Source organism: Micromonospora cynarisoli (genome assembly GCF_030518815.1).
GTDB lineage: Bacteria > Actinomycetota > Actinomycetes > Mycobacteriales > Micromonosporaceae > Micromonospora > Micromonospora wenchangensis.
In genome coordinates, this window is sequence record NZ_CP130426.1 from 2979003 (window position 1) to 3004878 (window position 25876).

At 73.3% G+C, this 25876-nt stretch carries 21 protein-coding genes; 9 read left to right on the forward strand and 12 right to left on the reverse strand.

What is annotated here, in order from left to right; translation table 11 throughout:
• Nucleotides 1-109: 109 nt before the first annotated feature.
• The 6 genes from Q2K16_RS12285 (at nt 110) to Q2K16_RS12310 (ending at nt 6391) form a co-directional block, all read left to right on the forward strand.
• On the forward strand, nt 110-1279 hold the full coding sequence (locus tag Q2K16_RS12285) for an acyltransferase domain-containing protein (RefSeq protein ID WP_302745495.1): 1170 nt from the start codon (nt 110-112) through the stop codon (nt 1277-1279).
• Entirely contained in the window at nt 1276-2220 is a 945-nt protein-coding gene (locus Q2K16_RS12290) for a beta-ketoacyl-ACP synthase III (RefSeq protein WP_145921163.1), read from the forward strand. The genes Q2K16_RS12285 and Q2K16_RS12290 overlap by 4 nt, the downstream gene beginning before the upstream one ends.
• A 75-nt stretch (nt 2221-2295) precedes the next feature.
• Nucleotides 2296-2535, forward strand: coding sequence for an acyl carrier protein (locus Q2K16_RS12295; protein WP_067313076.1), 240 nt, complete (start codon nt 2296-2298; stop codon nt 2533-2535).
• 1 nt (nt 2536) lies between these two features.
• Entirely contained in the window at nt 2537-3763 is a 1227-nt protein-coding gene (gene fabF, locus Q2K16_RS12300; protein ID WP_302745499.1) for a beta-ketoacyl-ACP synthase II, read from the forward strand.
• A 223-nt stretch (nt 3764-3986) separates the two neighbouring features.
• Nucleotides 3987-4613, forward strand: coding sequence for a lipoprotein (locus Q2K16_RS12305; protein ID WP_302745500.1), 627 nt, complete (start codon nt 3987-3989; stop codon nt 4611-4613).
• A 209-nt stretch (nt 4614-4822) separates the two neighbouring features.
• Nucleotides 4823-6391, forward strand: coding sequence for an amidohydrolase family protein (locus Q2K16_RS12310; protein ID WP_302745501.1), 1569 nt, complete (start codon nt 4823-4825; stop codon nt 6389-6391).
• A 98-nt stretch (nt 6392-6489) separates the two neighbouring features.
• Here the strand turns inward: Q2K16_RS12310 and Q2K16_RS12315 are convergent, their stop codons facing one another.
• The 8 genes from Q2K16_RS12315 to Q2K16_RS12350 form a co-directional block, all read right to left on the reverse strand.
• Nucleotides 6490-7410 (reverse strand): ROK family protein, encoded by a 921-nt coding sequence (locus Q2K16_RS12315; protein WP_302745503.1) that lies wholly within the window; start codon nt 7408-7410, stop codon nt 6490-6492.
• Between the two features lie 103 nt (nt 7411-7513).
• On the reverse strand, nt 7514-8965 hold the full coding sequence (locus tag Q2K16_RS12320) for a lyase family protein (protein WP_302745505.1): 1452 nt from the start codon (nt 8963-8965) through the stop codon (nt 7514-7516).
• 9 nt (nt 8966-8974) lie between these two features.
• Nucleotides 8975-9985 (reverse strand): amidohydrolase family protein, encoded by a 1011-nt coding sequence (locus tag Q2K16_RS12325; protein WP_302745507.1) that lies wholly within the window; start codon nt 9983-9985, stop codon nt 8975-8977.
• Entirely contained in the window at nt 9982-10872 is an 891-nt protein-coding gene (locus Q2K16_RS12330; RefSeq protein ID WP_302745508.1) for a creatininase family protein, read from the reverse strand. Before Q2K16_RS12330 ends, Q2K16_RS12325 begins: the two co-directional genes overlap by 4 nt.
• Entirely contained in the window at nt 10869-12656 is a 1788-nt protein-coding gene (locus Q2K16_RS12335; protein ID WP_302745510.1) for an ABC transporter permease, read from the reverse strand. Before Q2K16_RS12335 ends, Q2K16_RS12330 begins: the two co-directional genes overlap by 4 nt.
• 55 nt (nt 12657-12711) lie before the next feature.
• Entirely contained in the window at nt 12712-13785 is a 1074-nt protein-coding gene (locus tag Q2K16_RS12340; RefSeq protein ID WP_302745511.1) for an ABC transporter ATP-binding protein, read from the reverse strand.
• A gap of 93 nt (nt 13786-13878) precedes the next feature.
• Nucleotides 13879-14922 carry an extracellular solute-binding protein gene (locus Q2K16_RS12345; protein WP_302745513.1) on the reverse strand — a complete coding sequence of 348 codons (1044 nt, stop codon included), beginning with the start codon at nt 14920-14922 and terminating at the stop codon, nt 13879-13881.
• A gap of 48 nt (nt 14923-14970) precedes the next feature.
• The gene (locus tag Q2K16_RS12350) at nt 14971-16134 is read right to left on the reverse strand and encodes an ROK family protein (RefSeq protein WP_302745515.1); all 1164 of its coding nucleotides are present in this window, start codon (nt 16132-16134) and stop codon (nt 14971-14973) included.
• A gap of 415 nt (nt 16135-16549) precedes the next feature.
• Here Q2K16_RS12350 and Q2K16_RS12355 point away from each other — a divergent pair, with 415 nt between their 5' ends.
• Nucleotides 16550-19243, forward strand: coding sequence for a sugar-binding protein (locus Q2K16_RS12355; protein WP_302745517.1), 2694 nt, complete (start codon nt 16550-16552; stop codon nt 19241-19243).
• A 68-nt stretch (nt 19244-19311) separates the two neighbouring features.
• Here the strand turns inward: Q2K16_RS12355 and Q2K16_RS12360 are convergent, their stop codons facing one another.
• The 3 genes from Q2K16_RS12360 to Q2K16_RS12370 all read right to left on the reverse strand — a co-directional run bounded on the left by Q2K16_RS12360 (nt 19312) and on the right by Q2K16_RS12370 (nt 22019).
• Nucleotides 19312-21042: a glycoside hydrolase family 3 protein gene (locus Q2K16_RS12360; protein ID WP_302746455.1), complete on the reverse strand. Its 1731-nt coding sequence runs from the start codon at nt 21040-21042 to the stop codon at nt 19312-19314.
• 37 nt (nt 21043-21079) lie between these two features.
• Nucleotides 21080-21265 (reverse strand): hypothetical protein, encoded by a 186-nt coding sequence (locus Q2K16_RS12365; RefSeq protein ID WP_302745519.1) that lies wholly within the window; start codon nt 21263-21265, stop codon nt 21080-21082.
• Between the two features lie 265 nt (nt 21266-21530).
• Nucleotides 21531-22019, reverse strand: a complete 489-nt coding sequence (locus Q2K16_RS12370; protein ID WP_088647746.1) for a DUF3145 domain-containing protein — start codon at nt 22017-22019, stop codon at nt 21531-21533.
• Nucleotides 22020-22373: 354 nt separating this feature from the next.
• On the opposite strand from Q2K16_RS12370, the gene Q2K16_RS12375 reads away from it, so the two are divergent.
• Complete coding sequence (locus tag Q2K16_RS12375) at nt 22374-22703, forward strand: hypothetical protein (RefSeq protein ID WP_088647745.1); 330 nt, start codon at nt 22374-22376, stop codon at nt 22701-22703.
• Nucleotides 22704-22782: 79 nt separating this feature from the next.
• On the opposite strand, the gene Q2K16_RS12380 is transcribed toward Q2K16_RS12375, so the two are convergent.
• The gene (locus Q2K16_RS12380) at nt 22783-23451 is read right to left on the reverse strand and encodes a carbonic anhydrase (RefSeq protein ID WP_302745522.1); all 669 of its coding nucleotides are present in this window, start codon (nt 23449-23451) and stop codon (nt 22783-22785) included.
• A gap of 290 nt (nt 23452-23741) precedes the next feature.
• Between Q2K16_RS12380 and Q2K16_RS12385 the strand changes: the two genes are divergently transcribed.
• Complete coding sequence (locus tag Q2K16_RS12385) at nt 23742-25859, forward strand: HelD family protein (protein ID WP_302745524.1); 2118 nt, start codon at nt 23742-23744, stop codon at nt 25857-25859.
• Nucleotides 25860-25876: the final 17 nt, after the last annotated feature.

Here is a 25876-nt window from a genome sequence, read left to right on the forward strand (position 1 = left end):
CCAGGCGACGATCACGGCCGATGTTTGTAGGAACCCTCCAAGAGTTCTAGTGCGGTTTGGTGTCAGCCCGCACAGCGCTCACCCCGGGGTATCGGGAAGAGTCATAGACGTGCTCGCCGTCCTCTCTCCCGGCCAGGGTTCCCAGAAGCCCGGCTTCCTGACACCCTGGCTCGCCCTGCGCGGCGTCGAGTCACGGCTGCGCTGGTGGTCGGTGCCGGCCGGGGTCGACCTGGTCCGGCTCGGCACCGAGGCCGACGCCGACGAGATCAGGGACACCGCCCGCACCCAGCCGCTGCTGGTGGCCTCGGCCCTGCTCGCGGCCGAGCAACTCCCCCTGCACGACGTGAACCTGGTCGCCGGGCACAGCGTCGGCGAGCTGGCCGCCGCCGCGCTGGCCGGGGTGTTCTCCGCCGAGACGGCGGTCACCCTCGCCGGGGTACGCGGCCGGGAGATGGCCGCCGCCTGCGCCCTCACCCCGACCGGGATGGCCGCCGTACTCGGCGGCGACCCGGACGAGGTGCTCGCCGCGCTGGAGACGCACGGGCTGCACCCGGCCAACCGCAACGGCGGCGGTCAGGTGGTCGCCGCCGGCACGCTCGACGCCCTGGACAAGCTCGCCGCCGAGCCGCCGGCCAAGGCCCGGATCGTCCGGCTCCAGGTCGCCGGGGCGTTCCACACCCCGTACATGGGCCCCGCCGAGCAGGCGCTGGCCGCCGTCGCCGCCGGGATCACCCCGTCGACCCCGGCCCGGCTCCTGCTCTCCGACCTCGACGGCGCTCCCGTCACACACGGCCGGGAACTGGTGCACCGGCTGGTCCGGCAGGTCACCGCGCCGGTGCGCTGGGACCTGTGCATGCGGTCGCTCGTCGAACTGGGCGTCACAGGCGTCCTCGAACTGCCCCCGGCCGGCACGCTCGCCGGGCTGGTCAAGCGGGAACTCAAGGCCACCGGCGTGCCGGAGATCGTCACCCTGAACACCCCCGCCGACCTGCCCGCCGCCCGGGACCTCATCGCCCGGCACGGCGGCCCGCCCGGTCACCGCCCGACCCCCCGTGCCCGGGTGGTCGTCGCCCCCGCCGTCGGCACCTTCACCCCGGCCGAGGGTCTCACCGAGGGCACCGAACTGAGCGCCGGACAGGTGCTCGGCCAGGTGACCACCCGGCAGGGGCCGGTCGAGGTCACCGCCCACGACAGCGGCCCGCTCACCGAGTGGCTCGCCCACCCCGCCGACCCGGTCGCGCCGGGCCGACCCATCGCCCGCATCGGAGGCCAGGCATGAGCGGCAGTCGGATCGTCGCCCTCGGGCACTACCAGCCGTCCCGGGTGGTGACCAACAACGACATCGCCCAGTTCGTCGACACCAACGACGAGTGGATCAGGGACCGGGTCGGCATCGTCAGCCGGCGCATCGCCGACGGCGAGACGGTCGCCGACATGGCCACCGCCGCCGCCGACAAGGCGCTGGCCAACTCGGGCCTCACCGCCGCCGACATCGACCTGGTCGTCGTCGCCACCTGCACCTCGATCGACCGCAGCCCGAACGTGGCCTGCCGGGTCGCCGCCAAGCTGGGCATCACCGCCCCCGGCGCGTTCGACCTGAACACCGCCTGCTCCGGCTTCGCGTACGCGCTGGGCACCGTCGACCACGCCATCCGGGCCGGCGCGTCCCGCAACGCGCTGGTCATCGGTGCCGAGAAGCTCTCCGACTTCACCGACTGGACCGACCGCTCGACCTGCATCATCTTCGCCGACGGCGCGGGCGCGGCGGTGGTCACCGCCACCACCGGCGACGAGCCGAGCGGGATCGGCCCGGTCGTGTGGGGCTCCGCGCCGGACAAGAGCGACGCGGTACGCATCGAGGGCTGGCGGCCGTACATCGCGCAGGAGGGGCAGTCGGTGTTCCGCTGGGCCACCACCGCGCTGGCCCCGCTGGCGCTACAGGCGTGCGAGAAGGCCGGCGTCGACCCGTCCGAGCTGGCCGCGTTCGTGCCGCACCAGGCCAACTCGCGGATCATCGACGGCATCGCCAAGCGGCTGAACATCCCGCAGGCGATCATCGCCAAGGACATCGTCGAGTCCGGCAACACCTCGGCGGCGAGCGTGCCGCTGGCCCTGTCCAAGCTGGTCGAGCGGCGGGAGGTGCCCTCGGGCGCGCCGGTGCTGCTGTTCGGCTTCGGCGGCGGGCTGACCTACGCCGGTCAGGTCGTCCGCTGCCCCTGAGATCCGACGCGGTCGGCGACCGCGGCGCGCCGCCATCCGGCGGAGAACCAACCCCGATGAGAGGAACCCACCGTAATGACCCGTGACGAGATCACCTCCGGCCTCGCCGAGATCCTCGAAGAGGTTGCCGGGGTGAACCCGGACGACGTGGCCGAGGGGAAGTCCTTCACCGACGACCTCGACGTCGACTCGCTCTCCATGGTCGAGGTCGTGGTCGCCGCCGAGGAGAAGTTCGGCGTCAAGATCCCGGACAACGAGGTGCAGAACCTGAAGACCGTCGGGGACGCCGTCAGCTTCATCGAGGCGCAGTCCTGAGATGAGTCACGTCGACGTCGTCGTCACCGGGCTCGGCGCGACCACCCCGCTGGGCGGGGACGTCGCGTCGACCTGGGACGCCATGCTCGCCGGCCGCTCCGGGGTGGGTCCGCTCACCCAGGAGTGGGCCGGCCAGCTCCCGGTCCGGATCGCCGCCCAGCTCGCGGTCGAGCCGAGCGAGGTGCTGGACCGGGTCAAGCTGCGCCGGCTGGACCGTTCCGAGGCGATCGCGCTGATCGCGGCGCAGCAGGCCTGGGCGGACTCGGGTCTCGCCGACTCCGGGCTGGACCCGGAGCGGTTGGGCGCCAGCGTCGGCTCCGGCATCGGTGGCGCCCTGACCCTGCTCGCGCAGGACGACATCCTGGAGGCGTCCGGCCCGCGCCGGGTCTCCCCGCACACCATCCCGATGCTGATGCCCAACGGCCCCGCCGCCTGGGTGGGGCTGGAGCTGGGCGCGCAGGCCGGGGTGCACTCGGTGGCGAGCGCCTGTGCGACCGGCGCGGAGGCGATCGCGCTCGGCCTGGACATGATCCGCTCCGGTCGGGCCGACGTGGTCGTGGCCGGCGGCACCGAGGCGGTCATCCACCCGCTGCCGATCGCCGGGTTCAGCTCCATGCGGGCCATGTCGACCCGCAACGACGAGCCGGAGCAGGCCTCCCGCCCGTGGGACAAGGGGCGCGACGGCTTCGTCCTCGGTGAGGGGGCCGGCATCCTGGTGCTGGAGCGGGCCGACCACGCCGCCGCCCGGGGGGCACACGTCTACGCCCGGCTCGCCGGCGCGGGCATCACCTCCGACGGGTACGACATCGTGCAGCCACACCCCGAGGGGGCCGGCGCGATCCGGGCCATCGCCAAGGCGATCGCCGACGCCGACGTGGCCAAGTCCGACATCGTGCACGTCAACGCGCACGCCACCTCGACCCCGGTGGGCGACCTCGCCGAGATCAAGGCGCTGCACCGGGCACTCGGCGACCACCCGGTGCTGACCGCCACCAAGTCGATGACCGGGCACCTGCTCGGCGCGGCCGGCGCGTTGGAGTCGATCGCCACCATCCTGACCATCCGCGACGGCGTCATCCCGCCGACGATCAACCTGGACGATCCGGACGACGGTCTCGACATGGACGTGGCCGCGAACAAGGTCCGCCACCTGGACGTGCCCGCCGCGCTGAACAACTCGTTCGGCTTCGGCGGCCACAACGTCGCCCTGGTCTTCACCCGTCCCTGACGGCGCCAGCAGCCCGACGGCCCGGCACCCCTGGGGAGCCGGGCCGTCGGCGTCAGGCGTGGTCGGATCGCGACAGGTGGGACGACACGTCGAGTCGGGTGCGCGGAACCGCGACGTGATCACGGGCCGGGTCGCCGTAACGGTCAGCGCAGCCCGCCACCGGTCGGCTAGCATCCGTCGGCCGCCGCGACGGACGGCGGGAGATCCGACGGGAAACGGGACGATGATCCGACGTACGACCGCACTGGCGGCGCTCACCCTCGCCCTTACCGCCGGCTGCGCCGGGGCCGCCACGGAGCGGGCGACGACGCCCGCGCCGTCGGCCAGCCCGACGACCGCGCCGGTCACCGCCGGCCCACCGTGGTACGACGACGTCGCCCCGGCCGCCGCCGCCACCACGGTCGGCCCGAAAGACAGCGCCTGCACCCTGTCGATGACCTTCTCGGTACCGGCGCAGTGGAAGGTCGAGGCGGTGACGTCAGGTGCCGAGTTCACCATCGGCCCGGCCGTTCCGGTCTGCGAGATCGACGCGAAGCCGGCCGGGCACATCGGGTTCCTGCGGGTCTGGCGGATCACCGGGGCCACCCCGCTGAACCCGCAGGAGACGGTGGACAAGTACCTCGCCGTTTTCACCAGCCCGAAGGAGCAGCAGTACCGGCGGACCAAGGCCGGCCCGCTGGACGCCTTCGAGGCCACCTGGACCGAGGACGGCGAACGCCAGCGGGCGATCCTGGTGTCCACCCTGTACGGCAAGCTGATGATCACCCTCGGCGGGCTGGACACCGAGGAGTTCGAGGCGATGCTGCCGGCGTACCAGTTGGTGAAGGCGAGCGCCGACCTGCCGGCGTGAGCACCGGGCGTCCGGCCCACCACGGCAATCCGGTCAGGGGGAGTTCCGCCGCAGGGCCGGCACCGTCGGGGTGACGGTGGGCGAGCGGGGCCTGTCGGCGGGTGGCGGGCCGCCGATGATCTTCTCAGCATGTGGCCGGGACCAGCGCGTTCACCGGATACTAGCCGGTCGGAAATTTCGCGGAAACCGCATCTTCCTAGCTTGCCCGCATGCCTCACACCCCGGACACAGCCTCGACGCCGGAGCACGGCGACGACCACACAACGACACTCTTCGACGACTGCGGCAGGCCCGCTCCCGCCCCACTGCTCGGTCGACGCGCCCTGCTGGCCGCCGCCGGAGCCGCCGCCGTGTCACCGCTCGCGCTCCCCACGCCGGCCCGCGCCGCCTCCCCCGGGCCGCACCGGCCGGGTCGCGCGCCGGGCTGGCGTCCGGCGCGGGGACACTACCTGATCAGGAACGCGGCGCTGGTCTCCGTCGACCCCGTGATCGGCAACCGGGCCCGCGCCGACATCGAGGTGCTCGACGGACGGATCGTCCAGGTCGGCCCGAGTCTGCGGGCCCGGGGTGCCCAGGTCATCAACGCCTCGAAGATGATCGCGATGCCCGGCTTCGTGGAGACGCACTACCACATGTGGAGCGCCCTGGGCCGCAACTTCGTCTCCACCGGATTCGAGTACTTCGCGGCGAAGTCGGCCACGGTCGCCGCCTACCAACCTGACGACTTCTACCACAGCGTGCTGCTCGGTCTGGTCGAGTGCGCGAGCGCCGGCATCACCACCGTCAACAACTGGGCCCACAACGTACGCGGGCCCGAGTACGCCGACGCGGAGCTGCACGCGCACGCCGACGGCCTGGTGCGGGCACGCTACTCGTACGGCCACCGGGACGGCCAGCCGGCCACCCAGCCGATCGACTTCGCCGACATCGACCGGGTCAGCTCCACCTGGTTCGGCAAGAAGTCGCCGTTCGACGGGTTGGTGCACCTCGGGGTGAACCTGCGCGGGCCCGGCCAACTGCCCACCTTCCTGACCGAGATGGCCGAGGTCAGGAAGCGGAAGCTGCCGGTCTCGGTGCACTCCGGGCAGGGCCCGACGACGGCCGTGCACGCCGCCGACCTGGAACGGATGGGCTTCCTCGGGCCCGACTTCCTGCTCTGCCACGCCCTGCCGTTCGACGAGGCGGACCGGCAGGCGATGGTCCGCACCGACGCCCCGGTCAGCTTCTCGGTCCACTCCGAGCTGCGCCTCGGCACGGCCGGCGGCTTCCACGGCCAACTCCTGCGGATGCTGGCCGCCGGGATCACCGTCTCGCTGTCCTTCGACGCCAGCTCGCTCGCCCCGATCAACATGTTCGAGTCGATGAACGTCGCCTGGAACCTGGGCATCCCGTGGGTGGGCACGGACACCGCGACGCTGCCTCCGGTGGTGTTCCGGCAGGCGATCGAGATGGCCACCATCAACGGCGCGAAGGCGCTGGGCCTCGCCGACGTGACCGGATCGATCACCCCCGGCAAGCGGGCCGACATCGTCCTGATCCGGGCGGACGACCTGAACATCGCCCCCATCGGTGACCTGGAGTCGACGCTGGTCCGCTCGGCCACCCCCGCCAACATCGACACCGTGCTCATCGACGGCCGGATCGTGAAGCAGAACCGGGCCATGGTCAGCCACGACACCGCCAAGGTGGTCCGCAACGCGGCGGGGGCGGCCCACGCCGTCCGCACCCGGGCCGGTGGCGTGCTCACTCCGACCAGCCCCACCCCGCCCACGTTCTGACCCGCCAGGCACCGGGTGTCCGGCCCGCCCCCTTTCGCGGGCCGGACACGCGGTCCGACCGGTCCGCCCCTCGCGGCCCGGACGCCCAGGTGACCCGGTCAGCGGGGTGCCGGCACCGCTTCCCGGGCCAGGGTCACCGCACCCAGCAGCGCCGCGTCGTCGGCGAACCGGGACAGCACCACGTCGGGACGGTGCGGGAGCACCTCGGCCAGCCGGTCGACGAGCAGCCCCCGGATCAGCGCGCTACCGGCCACCCCGCCCACCAGCACCACCCGCTGCGGATCGAGCAGCAGGCAGCAGGTGACCAGGTGCCGGGCCAGCTCGTCGACCCGGGCGGTGAGCGCGTCGCGGGCCACACCGGGCAGCTCGGCGGCGGCGGACAGCCCGGCCGCCTGCCCGGCCACCCCCAACTCGTCGGCCAACCGGTCCAGGGCCCGGCCGGAGAAGTCCAGCTCCAGCATGGTGCCGGGCCACGGGCCACCGGCCACCGCGTAGCCGATCTCACCGGCCGCGCCCCGGTACCCGGCGAGGACCCGGCCGCCGACGGTGACCGCCGCCGCCACGCCGGTGCCGATCCCCACCACCAGGCCGGGGTCGGCGTCGCGCAGCGCACCGAGCCGCAGCTCGGCCAGGGCGGCGGCGTTCAGGTCGTTGTCCACCGCCACCCGGGCCACCCCGAGGGCGTCGGAGACGGCGTCGGCCAGGCGCAGCCGTTCCCAGCCGGGCACGTTGGGGGCGAGGTCGATGCCGTCGGGGCGGACCACCCCGGGCGAGGCCACCCCGGCCGCCACGAGCGGCCCGCCGACCTCGGCGAGCAGCGCGGCGGCCAACTCCAGGGCCCGGTCCAACGCCTGCGGTGCACCCTGCTCGGACTGCGTGGCGATCCGCCGGTGGGCCAGCAGCCGACCGGTGTCGTCGGCCACCCCGACGGCCATCTTGGTTCCACCGAAGTCGATGCCGAGCAGCAGTTCCCCGGTCCGGGTGCCGGCGGCGGCCCGGCCGGCCAGCCGTACGCTCACCTGCTCCACCGCCCCGTCACCACCGTGTCCGCCAATCGTCTCCGCGACGATGGGCCGCCTGGCCGCGCGGGCCGACGGCCACCGGTTCGCCCGATCGGCGCGCTCACCGGCCGGCCACCTCGGCGGCGACCGCGTCCAGCGCCTCGTCGGCGCGGGCCAGCCGGTCCCGGGTCACGGCGAGCCGGTCGGCGACGCCGGTGAACGCGGCCCGCAGGGTCGCCACCTGGGCGCGGACGGCGGCGGCGCCCGGCCCGTCCACCTGTGCCCGGTCGAGCACCAGTTCGGGGTCGACGGCGGCGGCGATCAGGTCGGCGACGGCGGCGTCGGTGAGCCCGCCGGCCAGCCCGTCGGCGGCGGCCCGGACCCCCTCGGCGGTCCAGGTGCCCGGCGCACCGGCGCGGACCAGCCGACCGACGACCGAGTGGGCGGCCCGGAACGGCACCCCGTGCCGGGTCAACGCGTCGGCCGCCGCGGTGGTGGTGGCCCCGGACGCGACGATCTCCTCCCGGGTGGGCGGGTTCAGCGGCTCCAACTCGGCGAGGAAGCCGCCGACCAGGGCGAAGAACCGTTCCGCCCGGTCGTTGCTGTCCCAGAGCCGGACCTGAACGTCGGTGGTGGCGTTGTTGGAGTCCTCCCACCAGGCCGCCCCGACGTTGTTGAGCACCGACGCCGCGTCGGCGGCGCTCGCGCCGGCCATCGACACCAGGTGCTCCAGCACCACCGGGTTGCGCTTCTGCGGCATGATGCTGCTGCCCTGGGTGAAGTCCCCGGGGGTGGCCACCCACTGCCAGGTCAGCCAGTCCATCAGGGTGCGGGCCAGCCGGGCGCCGGTGGCCAGGGCCTGCGCGTTGAGGGTGCCCACCCGGACCAGGTGGTCGGCGCCGGCGACCGCCTCGTAGGAGTTGGTCACCAGGCCGTCGAAGCCGAGCAGCTCGGCCACCCGGGCGGGGGCGATGTCCAGGTCGGTGCCGGCGAACGCGCAGGAGCCCAGCGGCGAGACGTTGAGCTGGTCGATCACGTCGGCGTACGCGGCGGCCTCGCCGGCCAGCGCCTCGGCGTAGCCGGCCAGCGCGTGCCCGATGGTGGTGGGCTGGGCGGGCCGGCGGTGGGTGTAACCGGTGATCACCACGTCGGCGTAGCGGTCGGCGACGTCCAGCGCGGTCACGCCGGTGACCAGCACCCGGTCCAGCACCCCGATCAGCTGGTCGCGCAGGAGCATCCGGAACACCCCGGCGTCCAGGTCGTTGCGGCTGCGCGCCATCTGCACGTCCAGTTCGGACGGGGGCAGGCCGCACGCCTGCGCGAGCTTTTTCTCCAGCAGGTAGTAGGTGTCCTCGAAGCTGCCGTCGAACGCCGGGGCGGGGCTGTCGTCGGCGCGCAGCGCGGCCAGCCCGCGCAGCAGCCGGGCCCCCCGCTCGGCGGGGACGAGTCCCTGCTCGGTCAGCATCACCACGTGCGCCTGGCTGGCGCGCACCATCGCCGGGTACAGGTGGCCGACGTGGTGGTCGTAGGTCGGGGCCAGGTGGTGCCGCTGGTAGGTGGTCAGCTCGCTCATGGCGGTTCCTTACTTCCTTCCGGGCCGGGACGCGGCGCGGGGGCCGGTTCCCGGGTTCTCGGCTGGTCGGTCGGTCAGGCCCAGCAGCCGTTCGGCGTTACCGGCGAAGATCGCGCGGAGGTGGTCGTCGGGCATCCCCAGCTCGCGGCAGACCCGCAGCTGGTCGTCGAGGTAGCGGGTGACGTAGCCGCGGGGGAACCACGACGAGTCGCTGCCGTACACGATGCGCTGCGGACCGATCGTCTCGTAGCAGCGGCGGAACAGGTCCTCCAACGTCAGCCTGTACGGCATCCAGCGCACCCACTGGTTGGAGCCGGAGGTGTCGACGTGGATGTTGGGGCAGCCCCAGGCGGCGAAGAGCAGATCCTGCACGTGCTGGACGCCGAAGTGCGGCACCACCACGTTCAGCTCGGGGAACCGGCGGGCCATCCGGGACAGTTCGTCGGGGCCGCCGTACCGGCCGAAGGAGAGGCCACCGGCGCTGCCGTAGTGGCCGATGTGGATCAGCACCGGCACCCCGAGGCGCTGGGCGGTCGACCAGAGCGGGTCCAGGTCGGCGTGGTCCAGCGGGCCACGCAGCAGCGGGGCGAACAGCTTCAGCCCGCGCAGGCCCCGTCCGGTCACCGCCCGCTCCAGCTCGGCGGCGGCCCCAGGCGAGTACGGGTCGTGGTGGGCGAAGCCGAGCAGCAGGTCCGGGTGCCGGTCGACGACGTCGGCGACGGTGTCGTTGCCGCCGCCGGTGACGAAGACGGCCCGGCGTACCCGCACCGCACGCAGCTCGTCGGCCCACCGGTCCGCCTCGTCCTGCCAGCGCGGCGCGGGCGGCTCCGGGTCGGGGAAGCTCCACGCCTGCCGCCACGCCTTCGCGTACGGGGCGGAGCCGGCGGCCCGGACGGCCCGCTCGTGTTCCCCGCCCGGGTGCATCCCGGCGGCGTCCTCGCAGGCGTGGATCGTCTCGTCGGTGCCGATGCGGAAGTGCAGGTGGAAGTCGACGATGTCGAGTCCCCGGTCCACGCTCATCGGTCTCCCCCGGTCGCCCCGTCCGTCGCCGTCGGGTCACCGGCCGTCGTGGTCGGCCCGTCCGTCGGGGCCGGGCTGTCGGCCGCCGCGTCAGGCAGCGGGTCGGCGGTGGGCGGAGCGGGCGGCGGGGCGGCCACCCAGGCCGCGACGATCTCCCGCAGCCGCGCGCCGGCCGTGGCCCGTACCTGCCGGCCGGCCGCCTCGGAGGCCAGCGAGATGTGCCCGGACCAGCCCTGCCACGGGTCGGGCCGGGACTCGACCAGCACGTACGGGTGGCCCACCGGCAGCTTCGGCTTCGGCGGCAGGTCCGCCACGGCGTCGAGCCGGACCGCGCCGGGATCGAACCCGAGCACCCCGGAGGTCTCGTACGCGCCCCCGTGCCCCCGGGCGGTCAGCGGCCCGTACAGCTCGGTGGTCTCCGCCGGGGTGACCAGCTGGAACCAGTTGACCAGCAGCAGGCTGGCGGTACGTCGGCCGGAGACCCACTCCATCGCGGCCCGCACGGTGGACATGTTGGCGTCGTGGCCGTTGACGATCAGCAGCCGGGGGAACCCGGCGGCGACGATCCCCTCGATCACGTCGGCGAGGTAGCCGACGGCGATCTCCGGCCGGATCGACACCGTGCCCGGCCAGGGCCGGGTCTGCCCCGGGCAGGCCGCGTACGGCACCGCCGGGAAGAGCACCCCGCGCGGCCCGGCAGCACCGCCGGCCTCGGCGGCGAAGCCCTCGGCGAGGATCAGGTCGGTGCCGAGCGGCAGGTGCGGGCCGTGCCACTCGACGGCGCCGACGGGCAGCACCGCGTAGTCGGCCGCCGCCGCGACGGCGGCCAGCTCACCGCCGGGAATCCGGGTGGCGGGCAGCAGCCCGCCACCGGTCGGCCAGGTCACGCCGTCCACTTCGCCGCCTCCCGGGTGGCCCGGCCGCCGTTCTGCAGGCGGCCGGAGATCACCATCACCACGAAGATCAACACCACCTGGAGCATGCCGTACGCGGCGGCGGTGCCGACCTCGAACGAGTACATCCGGTTGTTGATCTCGACCGAGATGGGTGCCGTCTCCGAGGTGTAGATCAGCACCGAGGCGACGAACTCGCCCACCCCGTTGACGAACGCCAGCAGCGCGCCGGCCAGCACACCGGGCAGCATCAGCCGCAGGGTGACCGTGCCGAACGCCCGCCACCAGGGCGCGCCGAGGTTACGGGCGGCCTCCTCCAGCGACGGGTCGATCTGGGCCAGCGTCGCCGAACTCGACCGGAACACCAGCGGCAGGAACCGCACGAAGTACGCCAACGGCATGATCCAGAAGGTGCCGATCAGCACCTGGCCGAAGCTGAACGCGTTGCCCGTGCTGAACGCCGAAATCAGGTTGATCGCCACCACCGTGCCGGGCAGCGCCCAGGCCAGCATGACCGCCACGTCGAGCAGCCCCCGGCCCCGGAAGTCGAGCCGGCGCACCGCGTACGCGATCAGCACACCGACCACCACGCAGCCGACAGTGGCGAGCAGGCTCATCTGCAACGAGTTGAGGATCGGCCGGTACGCCCCCGGGTCCGAGAAGATCGTCACGAAGTTCGCGGTGGTGTACTCCGCCGGGATCACCTCGGTGGTCCACGAACCGTCCCGGGAGAAGGCGACCAGGGCGATCGTCGCCACCGGGGCGAGCAGCACCATGGTGGCCAGCACCGAGGCGACCAGGGCCAACCACTTGCCGAACGGGTTGGTGATCTCCCGGCGGTGCGAGGCGACGCCCTTGGACTGGGAACGGTAGCTGCGCCGCCCCTCGTACCAGCGCATCCCGAGCAGGAACAGCACCGACGCCACCGCCAGCACCGACGCGTAGGTCGAGGCCATCGGCAGGTCGCCGTTGGTGCGGTTGATGTAGATCTGCATGGTCATCGTCCGGTCCACCCCGAACAGCAACGGCGCCGTGTACGACGCCAGCGACGTCATGAAGACCAGCAGCGACGCCGAGACCAGCGCCGGGGTGAGCATCGGCAGCAGCACGGTGCGCCACACCCGGACCCGGCTCGCGCCCAGGTTGTAGGCCGCCTCCTCCACCGACGGGTCCATCCCCACCAGGGCGGCCGACGCGGCGAGGTAGAAGAACGGGTACATGGTGAAGGTGTGCACCACCAGCACCCCCCCGATGCCGGTGAACGGCAGCACCGGGTTCTCGGTGCCGAACAGGTGTTGCAGGCCGCGCGGCAGGATGCCGGTCTCGCTGTAGAGCAACTGGAACGAGATCGCCCCGATCAGCGGCGGCAGCGCCGCCGGCACCAGGATGATCGCCTCGATCAGCCGCCGGCCGGGAAACGAGAAACGCTTGAGCAGGAAGGCCATCGCCACCCCGACGATCCCGCAGAGCAGCACGCTGGCCGCCGAGATGCCCAGCGAGGTGAGCAGCGCCGACCGGGCGACCCCGGTGCCGGTGACGAACTCGGTGTAGTTGGCGACCCCGTCCACCCCGACGCTCTCGGCGAACGTGGCGAACATCGGCTGCGCCACGTAGCCGAAGAGGATCAGTGCCAGCGGGAAGACCAGCAGGTACGGGAACCACGGCGAGTTGGCGTTGAGGCCGCGCCGGGGCCGGGGCCGGGCGGCGGGCGGCGGGGCGGGGTCCTGGGTGACCGGCGGCACGGTGGCCGGGCTCGGCGTGGCGGGAATGGTGCTCACGGGGTCACCTCAGTTCGCGACTGCGGGGCTCGCAAAACCGGCTCACTCCTCGCGCTCACGGGGTCACCACCCACATCCGCTGGCGGTTGAGCCGCAGGCCGACCTGGTCGCCGACGGCGATGCCGTCCGGGACGTCGATCGCGGCGACCTGCACCGGCTCGCCGGCCACCTCGACCACGAGGTTGGTGGCCATACCGGTGAACTCCACCTCGGTCACCCGGCCGGGCAGCGCACCGGCCTCGGTGGCCGAGGTGAGCCCGAGGTGCTCGGGACGTACCGAGACCAGGGCGGTTTCCCCGGCGCGCAGGCCGTGGTCGGCGGGGGCGGCGACGGCGGTCTCGCTGCCGTCGGGCAGGCCCACGGTGACCGTCTCAGCCGCGGCGGTGACCACCGGCAGGCTGAGCACGTTGCTGCGACCGATGAACCGGGCCACGAAGGCGGTCGCCGGCCGGTGGTAGATCTCCTGCGGGGCGCCGATCTGACGGACCCGGCCGGACTCCATGACGGCGATCCGGTCGGACATCGCCATCGCCTCGGACTGGTCGTGGGTGACGTAGATGGCGGTGGTGCCGGCCTCCTGCTGGATGCGCCGGATCTCCACCCGGGTCTCCTCGCGCAGCTTGGCGTCGAGGTTGGACAGCGGCTCGTCGAGCAGCAGGGTACGCGGCCGGATGACCAGGGCGCGGGCCAGCGCGACCCGCTGCTGCTGGCCGCCGGAGAGCTGGTCGATCCGGCGGTCGCCGTAGCCGGCGAGGTGGACCTGGCCGAGCGCCTCCTCGATCCGCCGGGCGGACTCGGCCCGCCCCACCTTGCGGATCTTCAGCCCGTACGCGACGTTCTGCGCGACGGACATGTGCGGGAAGAGGGCGTAGTTCTGGAACACCATGCCGGTGTCGCGTTTGTTCGGCGGCCGGTGGGTGACGTCCTCCGTGCCGAACCGGATCCGCCCCGAGGTGGGAAAGTAGAACCCGGCCACCATCCGCAGGGTGGTGGTCTTGCCGCAGCCGCTCGGGCCGAGCAGGGTGAAGAACTCCCCCGCGGCGATGCTGATGTCGACGTCGTCGACGGCAGCGGTGTCGCCGGCACGCGCGAAGCGCTTGCTCACCGACTCCAGCGTGACATCGATCATGATGTCTTCTCCTTCATGCGGTACCGGACCTGGCCGGGCGGTGTGGCGGGACGGGCGGTGCCGGGGGCGGGACGACCCCCGGCACCCGTACGGTCAGCCCTTGTTCTTGATCTGGCTGTTCCAGTGGTTGATCCACTCGGTCTCGTTCTTGCCGATGATGTCCCAGTTGACGTCGAGCGGCTTGAGGTTGAGCTGGGCCAGCCACTCCGGCTGCTGGGCGATCTCGATGGCCGGGATCTGGTAGTAGTCCTTGGCCAGGTCGGCGCGGAGCGCGTCGTCGAAGAGGAACTCGATGAACTTCTGCGCGCCGGCGCTGTTGCCGCCCTTGACCGTGGCCAGCCCGTCGACGAGCACCGGGGCGCCGGAGGCCGGCATCACGTAGCCGAACGGCATGTTGGACTGGTTGGCCTGGAGCAGGATGTCCTGGAGGTTCCAGGCGCTCAGCGTGCCCTGCTGGCGGGAGAGCTTGAGGTAGAGGTCGGCCGGGTTGGCGGCGTACGCGCCGGTGTTGGCGTCGAGCTTCTTGAGCCAGTCGTAGCCGGGCTGCGGGTTGCTGCCGTCCGGCGACTGCCGCATGATCATCGCGGCGTAGATCGACCGCATGGTGCCCGAGGCGGCCACGTCGCGGATGACGATCTTGTCTTTCCACTCCGGCTTCAGCAGGTCGTCCCAGTCCTTCGGGGCCTGCTCCGGGGTGAGCGCCTTGTTGTTGTACATGATGACCTCGGGCAGCAGGATCTCCCCGAACCAGCGGCCCTCGGCGTCCTTGTACTTGGCGTCCATCTTGCTGGCGAACGCGGGCTGCCAGGCGGCGAGCAGGTCCTCGCCGGCGCCGGCGGCCAGCCCCTGCTGGGTGCCGCCCCACCAGACGTCGGCCTGCGGGTTGGCCTTCTCGGCCCGGACCCGCTCCAGGATCTCCTGGGCGCCGAGGTTGAGGATCTCCACCTTCCCCTTGTACTCGGGGTACTTGGCGGTGAACTTGTCCACGACGAAGGTGGAGACCTTCTTGTCGCGGGCGGTGTAGATCGTCAGTTTCTCCGTCTCACCGGCTGCGGTGTCGTCCGAGCCGCCGCCGCAGGCGGTGCCGGCGGCGAGGACGGTGGCGAGCGCTCCGGCGAGCAGAAGTCGACGTCTCATGGGGTACCTCCGAGGGGTGTGGGCTGGAGAATCAGCGGTTCGAGCAGGTCAAGGGGCCGGTAACAGGGTGGGCAGCCCGGCGGCGGCAGCCGAGAGGGCGTAGCTGACCGCGCCGTGCAGCACCGCCCGGTCGCCGAGCACGGCCCGGCGTACCTCGGTGGTGCTGGGCGCGGCGGCGGTGACCAGGTCCTGGAGCCGGTCGACGGCGGCGTCGTCGAGTTCGGCGGCGGCACCGCTGAGCAGTACCCGCCCCGGGTCGATCACGCAGACGCAGGAGACGATCAGCCGGGACCAGGCGTGCAGCAGTTCGTCGAGGTATCCGGCGGCGCGCGGGTCGGCGGCGGCCAGCTCGACCAGCGCGCGCACCGGCGAGTCGGGGCGGCGGCCGGGGGCCAGCGCGACCACCCGCTCGGCGATCGCGTTCTCCGACCAGCGTGCCTCGAACGGGCCGATCCCGTCGTGTCCCCGGTCGGCCGGGTCCAGCGGCAGGAAACCGACCTCGCCGGCCGCGCCCCGGGCGCCCCGCCGGACCTGGCCGTCGAGCACCAGGCCCGCGCCGATGCCGTCGGCGACGTGCAGCAGCAGCAGGTCGGCGACGTCGGTGCCGGCACCGGCGGCGTGTTCGCCGGCCGCCATCAGGTTGACGTCGTTGTCCACCACCACGGGAACGCCGAGCGTCCGCTGGACCGACTCCCCTATCGGGCGGCCCTCGATCAGGCCGACCGAGGGGGCGAGCCGGACCGCGCCGCCGGAGATGACGCCGGGCGCGGCGATGGCCACCCCGCGCAGCGCCGGCAGCCCGTCGCCTGCCAGTTCGGGCACCGACCGGCAGATGGTGTCGACGATGTCGCCGGTCAGCCGGACCGCGCGGTGGGCGACCACCGCGCCGTCGCTGTCGGCGATCTCGCAACTGATCCGGGACGGCTCCAGCGCGACGGCGGCGACCAGTTCGGCGCGGGGGTTGAACTCCAGCATCGCCCGGGGCCGACCGGCGCGGGAGGTGCCGGGCCCGCGCTCGATCAGGTATCCCTCGGCGATCAGGTCCCGCACCAGCGGGGTGAGCGTGGCAGGGCTCAGGCCGGTGAGCTCGGTCAGCTCGGCCCGGGAGAGCACCCGGACCTGGCGGGCGGTGGAGATCACGGAAAGCCGCTTGATCTCCTTCGACCGCTCCCGGCTCACCGGGCTCGTTGGTGGCGTCACCACGTCTGTCACACTTCCTTCCTACGGCGAACGAATTAAAGAGTCAAGTAACAAGTCCGTCTCAGCCGGGTCACCTCAGACCGTCGGAGCAGCAACAACGTCCGCAATTGGAAGCGTTGGGCGGGTTCGTTCACCGTTTCGGCGCACCGTAGGACATCCCGGACACCACCCTCTTTATTTCTTCTGCAAAGGAAGAAATACCTTGCAAAGCATTGACGTGCCGCCGCGCTGGTCCCTAGCGTCACCGGGCGAAGGCCTTCCAGTGTGTACGGAACCCGTACCGCTGCCGTACCCGGTGCACCGCGTCCGACGACGCCCACCGTTCCCGTTCCCGCCGCCTCACCGTCCACCGGCGACCCCGCGTCCGACGCCCAGCGTCCGACACGGACGGTCGCCGCCCGGACATCGTGGTCCCGGAAGGATCTGCATGCGCATCAAGGGTTTCCTGCTACCCACCGCACTCGCCCTGGCCGTGGCCGGGGCGCCCGCCACCGCCGTCGCCGCCCCGGCCGACGTGCGCCCCCCCAAGGCCGTCGACCTCGACGTGCTCTTCGTCAGCGCCCACCCCGACGACGAGGCCGGCAGCCTCGCCACCCTGGGCCAGTGGAAGGAGAAGTACGGCGCCAAGGCCGGCGTCGTCACCATCACCCGGGGTGAGGGCGGCGGCAACGCCGTCGGCCTGGAGGAGGGCCCGCCGCTGGGCATCATCCGCGAGCGGGAGGAACGCACCGCGATCGGCAAGGCCGGCGTGGAGAACCTCTACAACCTCGACCGGGTCGACTTCTGGTACACCGCGTCCGCCCCGCTGTCCGAGCAGATCTGGGGCCACGACGACACCCTCGCCCAGATCGTCCGGGTGATCCGGACGACCCGGCCCGAGATCATCATGACGATGAACCCGTCGCCGACCCCGGGCAACCACGGCAACCACCAGCAGGCCGCCCGGTTCGCCGCCGAGGCGTTCCACGCCGCCGCCGACCCGAACGCCTTCCCCGAGCAGCTCAGCGCCGAGGGCCTCACCCCGTTCCGGGCCGCGAAGTTCCTGCGCAGCGGCGGCACCGGCAGTTCCGCCGCCGGCCCGCAGTGCGCGACCAGCTTCACCCCGACCGTCCCGACCGACCAGGTCTTCGGCGTCTGGGAGGGCACCCCCAGCGCCAGCGGGAAGACCTGGGCCGAGATCGAGGTCGACGCCCGCCGGGAGTACGTCACCCAGGGCTGGGCCGGCACCGCCGCCGCCCCCACCGACCCGACGAAGATCCGGTGCGACTTCTACACCCTGATCGACAGCCGCGTCCCGTACGACCCGGCGGACTCCTCCCCGGAGGCGATCCTGCGCGGCTCGGTGCTGCCGCCGGCGACCGGTGGCCTCCCCAAGGGCACCGAGCTGTACCTCACCACCGACCGGTTCGACCTGGCCCCCGGCGCGACCGTCGAGGTCACCGCGCACCTGCGCGCCCCGCACAACCGTGCCCTGGTCAAGCCCCGGATCGACCTGCGGCTGCCGGCGGGCTGGAAGGCCAAGGGCTCCGGCGTGCTCAACAACGACGTGCCCTCGGGCAAGGAGCGGACCCGGAAGTTCACCGTCACCGTCCCGGCCGACGCCGACACCAACCAGCAGCAGCTCATCGGGGCCACCCTGACCACCCGCCAGGGTGTCGGGCGCACCGACCGGGCCGTCCGGGTGGTCGCCGACGTACGCGGCACCCTGGAGCCGCTGCCCGAGGTCGGCACGTTCCGCACCTGGGCCGGTGAGGGCGGATACCCGCAGCTGGACACCCTGATCAAGCCGGTGCTCACCATCGGCTCCGGAAAGCAGCGGTCGGTCCGGATCGACCTGCGCAACCACGGCCGGGTCAGCCGCAGCGGCACCGTCACCCTCGGCCTGCCTGCCGGTTTCACCGCCGACGCGGCCACCAAGAGCTACCCGGCGCTGGCCCCCGGCGCGACCGGGGCGGTCACCTTCACCGTCACCAACACCGACGCCACCCTGCCGACCGCCAACGAGGGCGGCACGGACGGCGACTACGGCATCACCATCACCACCACCAGCGCCGCCGGCAGCACCGTGGAGACCGGCGCGCTGGAGATCGTGCCGACCACCGAGGTCCCGCGCGCCGGCGACGGCACCGTCGACGGGGTGGCCTCGCCCGGCGAGTACCCCGGCCCGGAGCTGGACTTCTCCCGCATTTGGGAGGGGCAGGCCACCACCCCGCAGGACGCCTCGGCGACCGGTCGGATCGCCTGGACCGCCGACGGGCTGAAGGTGATCGTCCAGGTCACCGACGACGTGCTCGGCAAGAAGGTGGTCCCGCAGGACTGCAAGCGGCAGCGCCGCACCGACAGCGTGGAGATCATCGTCGACCCGAAGGGGAACTCGACGGACACCTCCACCGTGTTCAAGGCCGGCATCTTCCCGATCACCGACGACCCGGCCAACGGCAACCCGCCCTGCTGGCAGCGCGACGCCGACAACCGGCAGGGCCCGGGGGCGACCACCGCGCCCGGGATGACCGTGGTCAGCAAGGTCAGCTCCCCGTACACCGGGTACACCATCGAGACGATGATCCCGTTCGCGGTGCTGCCCGACGCGGTGGACCCGGCCCGGATGGGCTTCAACGTGCTGGTCTACGACTCGGACACCCAGGACCTCAGCTCGCAGTCCCGGCTGGGCTGGTCCACCTTCACCGGCGTCCGGGCCGACCCGTACCGCTATGGTCTGGCCACCCTGCCCGGCTACCAGCCGGCGGCCCGGCAGCCCAGCACGCCGGTGTTCCCGGACACCTCGGCGCGCAGCGTGCACAGCCCGCAGACCATCGCCCAGTCGGCCGTGGACGGGGTGGCCCCGGCCGCCGTGCCGAGGCTGAAGAACTCGGCGCTGCGGCTGACCTCGGCCCACCGGGTCACCGCCGGCGTGCAGGTCACCCTGCGTGCCGACCGGGCCGGAACCGCCTACCTGTACGCCTGGGACGGCGACACGGCCCGGGGCGAGCACACCGTACGGCTGGCCGCCGGTGACCGGGTCACCGTGACGGTCCCGGTCAGCGGGGGCACCCCGACGTCACTGCTGGCCGCCTTCGAGTCCGGTGGCGCGGCCGTGGCCCAGCAGGTCCCGCTGAACTGACCCACCACCGTGCCGACCGTGGCCGGCCGTCGACCTCCGTCGGCGGCCGGCCACGCCGGTGTCAGGGGTCAGCCCGGGCAGTTCGTGGCAGGCAGCCCGGTCAGCGGCACCGGGGAACGCCCGGTCGGGCGGGCCTTGCCGGCCAGCACCCCGGCGAGCGCGGTCATCGAGGCCCGGCTGGACGAATAGGTCGCCAACAGGGTCGGCGAGGTCGCCTTCTCCAGCACGTACGGGGTGTCCATCGCCACGGTGACCGCCGCGTCGGCGGCGAGATCCTTCGGGCCGTCGCCGTAACCGACCAGGTGCACCCGGGTGCCGCCCTTGGGCACCACCCGCACGCCCGCGTCGGTCAACGCCGCGGTGAGCGTCGCCCGGGTCCGGTCCCGCCCGTCGGAGGTGGTGACGGTGACCGGGCCGGACACCGCCGCGCCGCACTTCCCCCGCACCTGGGTGACCGCCGCGGCGGCCAGCGCGGTGGCGGCGGCCCGGTGCGGGGCGCTGTCGAGCGTGGACATCGCCGGCGTCGGCCGGTCGGCGAGCCGGAACTTCATGGTCAGCACCCGGGTGACCGACGCCACCAGCCGATCCCGGGGCAGCGTGCCGTCACGCAGCGCGGCCAGCAGCCCGTCGTACGCCTGGCCGACGTTCGGGGTCATCAGGATCAGGTCGTTGCCGGCGAGCAGGGCCTTCACCGCCGCCTCGCCCGGCGGGTAGCGCTTGGCCGGCGGCATGTTCATCCCGTCGGTGATCACCACCCCCTGGAAGCCCAGCTCGCCCCGCAGCACGTCGGTGAGCAGCTTGCGGGAGAAGGTGGCCGGGGTGCCCGGGTCCACGGCGGTGACGTCGAGGTGCGCCGACATCACCGCCATCGCCCCGGCGTCGATGCCGGCCCGGAACGGCGGGAAGGCGGTGGCGTCCAGCTCGGCCCGGGGCTGGCCGACCACCGGGACCTCCTGGTGCGAGTCGGCGGCGCTGAGGCCGTGCCCGGGGAAGTGCTTGACGCTGGCCGCCACCCCGGCGCTCTGCAACCCCTGGACCGCGCCCGCGACCTGCGCGGCGGCCCGCTTCGGGTCCGCACCGAAGGACCGCGAGCCGATGACCGTGCTGCGGGTGGCCAGGACGTCGGCGACCGGGGCGAAGTCCAGGTTCACCCCCATCGCGGCCAGTTCGGTGCCGGCGGCCTTCCAGGCGGCCTCGGTGCGGGCCGGGTCGTCGGCCGCCCCGGCGGCCAGCGCGCTGGGCAGCGTGGTCACCCCGTCGGTGATCCGGGTGACCACGCCGTACTCCTGGTCGGTGCCGACCAGGAACGGCGCCGGGCCGGCCGCCAGCTTCCCGGCGGCCTCGCGCAGCCCGGCGGTCAGCTTCTTCACCTGGGCCGGGTTGTCGACGTTGGTGGTCGACTGGTTGCCCGAGGTGGGATCGTCGGCGCTGAACCCGACCAGGATCAGCCCGCCGAGCCGGTACTTCGCGATCATCTCGGCCGGGGTGTCGACCCCGGCGAGGGCCTGGTTGCCGGCGGCCGAACCGGGGGTCACCGTCGTCGCCGAGCTGCCGTAGGCGTAGGGCATCAGCACCTGGCCCACCAGGTCCTCGTCGCCGAGCGTGCCGGCCAGCGCGGCGGCCCGGCCGGCCGGGTCGTCGGCGGCGGACGCGGCGACTGTCGCAGTGGCCGTCGGGGTGGCTTCGGGGCGGGCCGGCGCGGGCGCCTGCCCCTCCCCCGCACATCCGGAGGCGAGCAGCGCGGTCAGGGCGGTGACGGCGACGCCGGCACGTCGCGGGGAGATCGGCACCCGGCCCATCCAACCCGCGCCGGAGATCAGCGGCAACCCGGCCAGGTCAGGCGGTGGGCGCGGCGTGCCCGTCCCCGACCGGGTGTCCGACTCCCCGGCGGGTGCCGGTCGGGGCGCGGCCGGTCCGGGTGAGCGGATTCACCCGGACCGGCCGCCCGGTGGGCGGCGGCCCCTCGCGCGGCTCGGAGGCCAGGGTGGCCCACTCGGGTCCGGCCGCTCGCGTGGCGGTCATCCCACCCGAACCGGACACGGTCGCTGGCGCGCGCACTCGGGTGAGTACAACCTCCTGGAGAGCTCTATGCCTGTCCGTCATAAATATGACGGACAGGCATAGAGCTCCTCGCGAAGACATCGCTCCGGGAGCGGAGCAGGCAGCGCGAAGCTCGTCGTCGACGCGGGCACCCGGATCGCCCTCGGCGCGGGTGCCGGCAGTGCGAGATGCAGGTGCCCGGCAGTGCGAGATGCGGGAGCCGGCAGGGCGAGACCTGCGGGCTCGGTCAGCCGACCCGGGTCAGCAGGGTCACCGGCGCGCCGTCCCCGGCGTAGCGGTAGGGCTCCAACTCGGCGTCCCAGGCGGTGCCCATCGCCTTGTCCAGGGCGTGCGCCAGGGCCTCCGGGCGTACCGACGCCATGATGCTGCGCAGGCGGTCCTCGCCGAGCTGGATGTCGCCGGCCGCGCCCACCGCGGCCCGGAACAGGCCCCGGCCGGGCACGTGCATAAAGCGTTCGCCGTCCGCGCCGGTACTGGGTTCCTCGGTCACCTCGAAACGGATCATGGGCCACTGCCTCAGGGCAGCAGCCAGCTCGGCGCCCGTCCCCGGCCGACCGGTCCATCCGCACTCGGCCCGGCGGGCGCCGGGATCGACGGGCTGGGCCGTCCAGTGCAGGTTGACCGGCGCGGCGAGGACGCGCGCGATCGCCCACTCGACGTGCGAGCACACGGCGAGCGGGGTCGAGTGGACGTATACGACGCCACGCGTTGGCACGGTGACCTCCCGGAGGGCGAGGTGCGTCTTCCCCTACGACCTCGACACCCGAGTGGCTGTTGCCACACATGATGACTGCTGTGACGGATGGTGCGCCAGGGAATCGGAAAATTCGCCGCCGGGAAATACCCGGACCGGTGACCCGGGTTGTGCACTCCGACGGGCACGGTGAGCTGCCAGGCACCGTGGTCGTGTATATTTCTCTGGGCGGTTCTGTGCCGTCGCAACACTTCGCGGGCCGACGACCCACCGGGCGTTTCGACGAACACCGAGCGTCAGACGACCACCGGGCGTCACCCGCTACAGCCCCCGGACGTTCCCCGTCCTCCCGTACGTCTTGCAAGGAGCATCTCCGTGGCGAGCAACACCTCGAAGACCGCGCGCGCGTCAGTCCGGGCCGGCCAGGCTGGCCAGGGTGGCGCCCTCAGCGTGCTGGGCGAGTTCAAGTACCTCATCCCGCTCAACGGCGGCAAGCACGCCTACGTGCGGAACCTGACCAACGGCAAGACCGCCCACCTGCGTACCGACTCCGACGCCTTCGTCGAGGAGATCCGGACGCTGGCCACCGCCGGTCACGCCGCCAAGATCCGCGCCGAGATCAGCAACCTCGCCGCCACCCACCCCGACCACGGGTGGGACAAGACCGAGAAGCGTCTCGTCGAGGCCGGCGTCTTCGAGGGCTGAGCAGCCCTCCCCCGAGCACATCAGGCAACCGCCCGTCGGGTCATCCCGGCGGGCGGTTCCGCGTCTCCACCCGCCGGGGTCAGGTGCCGTCGTCGAGCAGGATGACCTCGCCGGTGTCCAGGTCGTACAGGGCGCCGACGACGTCCACCGCACCCGCCGCGACCGGGCCGGCCAGCATGTCGTCGGCACGCAGCGCCAGCACCGTACGGCGCACGTGCCGGCGTACCGCCAGGGGGTGGACGGCCGGGTCGTGCGGGCCCGCCTCGGTCACCGCCGGAGTGATCCGCTCGACCAGGTAGCCCAGGTCACCGCCCGGACGCCGGCCCGTCCGCACGCTCTGCACCGTCGACGCGACCGCGCCGCACCGCTCGTGCCCCAGCACCATCACCAGGGTCACCCCGAGCTGCGCCACCACGTACTCGATCGAGCCCCGCACCGCCCGGTCGAGCACGTGTCCCCCGGTGCGGATCACGCAGATCGAACCGAAGGTCTGGTCGAAGATCGCCTCCAGCGGCACCCGTGAGTCGATACAGCCGAGCAGCACCGCGTACGGCTGCTGGTCGCCGGAGGCCACGGCCGCGGCGGCGGTCACGTCGTGCCCGTGCACCGGCCGGCCGCTGACGAAGCGCCTGTTGCCGGCGAGCAACTCGGCCAGCGCGGCCCGGGGTGTCCGGGCGGTGCGGTCCGGCCCGGCGGCGACGGGCGGCGGGTCGGGGGTCCGGGCGGCCCCGGTGGGCGGACTCGGCATGGCTCCAGACTGACCGTCGGGCCGGCCCCGTGCGGGCAGGTCGGGAATCTTCTCACCGGGCCACCCGGCGTCCGCCGGGCGGACGACGCGCTGAGCCGACGGCGCATTTGCGGGCGCGCGGTCGACCCGTGCGTGTGGGGCGTGCGACCACCACCCCGGGCAGGTCGCGCGGAGGTGGTGGATGTCGCGGTACGGGTATCGGCCCGCCGTCGGGTGGGCGGCTGCCCGTACCCTCATTCCGCCTGGCGTGCACCCGCGCCCGGCGTCGCCGTCGCACAGGAGCCGGTACGTTGACCGACCAGACCACCCTGGAGCAGGAGATCGCCGCCGAACAACGGCATCTCGACCGGGTGTACGCCCGGCTCGCCGAACTACGCCGCTCGGCCGCCCGCGCCGAACGGGACGGCTACCGGCTGGCCCGGGTCGGCAACTTCGGCGCGCTGGTGGAGCGGGACGCGATGGTCTTCCACGCCGCCCAGCGCCGGCACCTGCTCGACGCCGAGCACGAGGGGCTGGTCTTCGGCCGGCTCGACCTGCGCGACCGGCAGGTGCTGCACGTCGGTCGGCTCGGGGTGCGTGGCGAGGACGCCGAGACGCTGGTGGTCGACTGGCGGGCCCCGGCCGCCGCCGCCTTCTACCGGGCCACCCCGGCGGAGCCGCTGGGGGTGGTGCGGCGGCGCACGATCAGCTCGTCGGACGAGAAGGTCACCCGGATCGAGGACGACCTGCTCGACCCGGAGGCCGCCCCGCCGGACATGCCGGTGGTGGGTGACGGGGCGCTGCTGGCGACCCTGTCTCGGGCGACCGGCCGGGGGATGCGGGACATCATCGCCACCATCCAGCGGGAGCAGGACGAGGCGATCCGGTCCCCCGGTTCGGGGGTCACGATCGTCTCCGGCGGTCCGGGCACCGGGAAGACGGCGGTGGCCCTGCACCGGGCGGCGTACCTGCTCTATGCCGACCGCAGCCGGTACGCCGGCGGCGGCATCCTGGTGGTGGGCCCGTCGACGGTCTTCGTGGAGTACATCGCCTCGGTGCTGCCGTCGCTGGGTGAGGAGACCGCCACCCTGCACTCGCTGGGTTCGCTCTTCCCCGGCATGTCGGCGACCCGCACGGACGGGCCCGAGGTGGCGGCGGTGAAGGGTTCGCTGCGGATGCGTCGGGTGCTGGAGCGGGCGGCCCGGGACGCGGTGCCGGACGGCCCGACGGAGTTGCGGCTGCTCTACCGGGGTACGTTGCTGCGTCTGGAGCGGCGCGAGTTGGACGGCGTCCGGGACCGCGCGTTGCACCGGGGGGCCCGCCGCAACGAGGTCCGCCGGGTCGGCTTCGACGGGGTGCTCGCCGCGCTGTACGCGCAGGCCCGGCGGTTGGCCGTCACCGGCCTGCCCGAGCAGCCCGCCTTCGAGGACGAGATCATCGAGCGGCCGGAGTTCCGGGAGTTCCTCAAGGCGTGGTGGCCCCGGCTGCATCCCCGGCACGTGCTGGGCTGGCTGGCCCGGCCGGAGCGGCTGCACCGGTACGCCGCAGGCGTCCTGTCCCGGGCGGAGATCGGTTTGCTGGCCGGGGCGTACCGGTCGCTGGACACCGAGGGGCTGACGGTGGCCGACATCGCCCTCCTCGACGAGCTCGACGCGCTGCTGGGTCAGCCGGTCCGCCCGAAGAAGGCCCGCCGGGACCCGTTCCAGCTCGCCGGCGGGGTCCGCGAGCTGAGCACCTTCGGGGAACGGCAGCGTGCCGCGCGGGCGGCGGCACGGGAGCGGCCTGAGGACTACCGGGACTACGCGCACGTGGTGGTCGACGAGTCGCAGGACGTCTCGCCGATGCAGTGGCGGATGATCGGCCGGCGCGGTCGGCTGGCCTCCTGGACGGTGGTGGGTGATCCGGCGCAGACCGCCTGGACGGGTGACCAGGCGGAGCTGGACCGGGCCCGGGACCAGGCGCTGGGCCGGCGGCGTCGGCACCGGTTCACGCTGTCCACCAACTACCGCAACTCGGCGGAGATCTTCGCGGTGGCGGCGGCGGAGATCCGCCGGCTCTATCCGGACCTGGAGTTGCCGAGCGCGGTGCGTTCCACCGGGGTGGACCCGGTGGCGTTGCACGTGCCGGCGGCGGAGCTGGCCCGCGCGACGGCCGACGCGGTGGACACGCTGCTGGCCGAGGTGGCGGGGACGGTCGGCGTGATCACCCCGGTGCCCCGCCGGGACGAGGTCGCCGGCTGGTTGGGCGACCGGGGCGGGGCGCGCCTGCAGGTGGTGACCAGCCTCCAGGCCAAGGGCATGGAGTACGACGGAGTGGTGCTGGTCTGCCCCGGCGAGATCCGGGCCGATCCGGGGTCCGGGGTACGGACGCTCTACGTGGCGTTGTCCCGGGCGACCCAGCGCCTCACCACCGTCGAACCGACCGGCTGACCGATTGGCACCCCGGC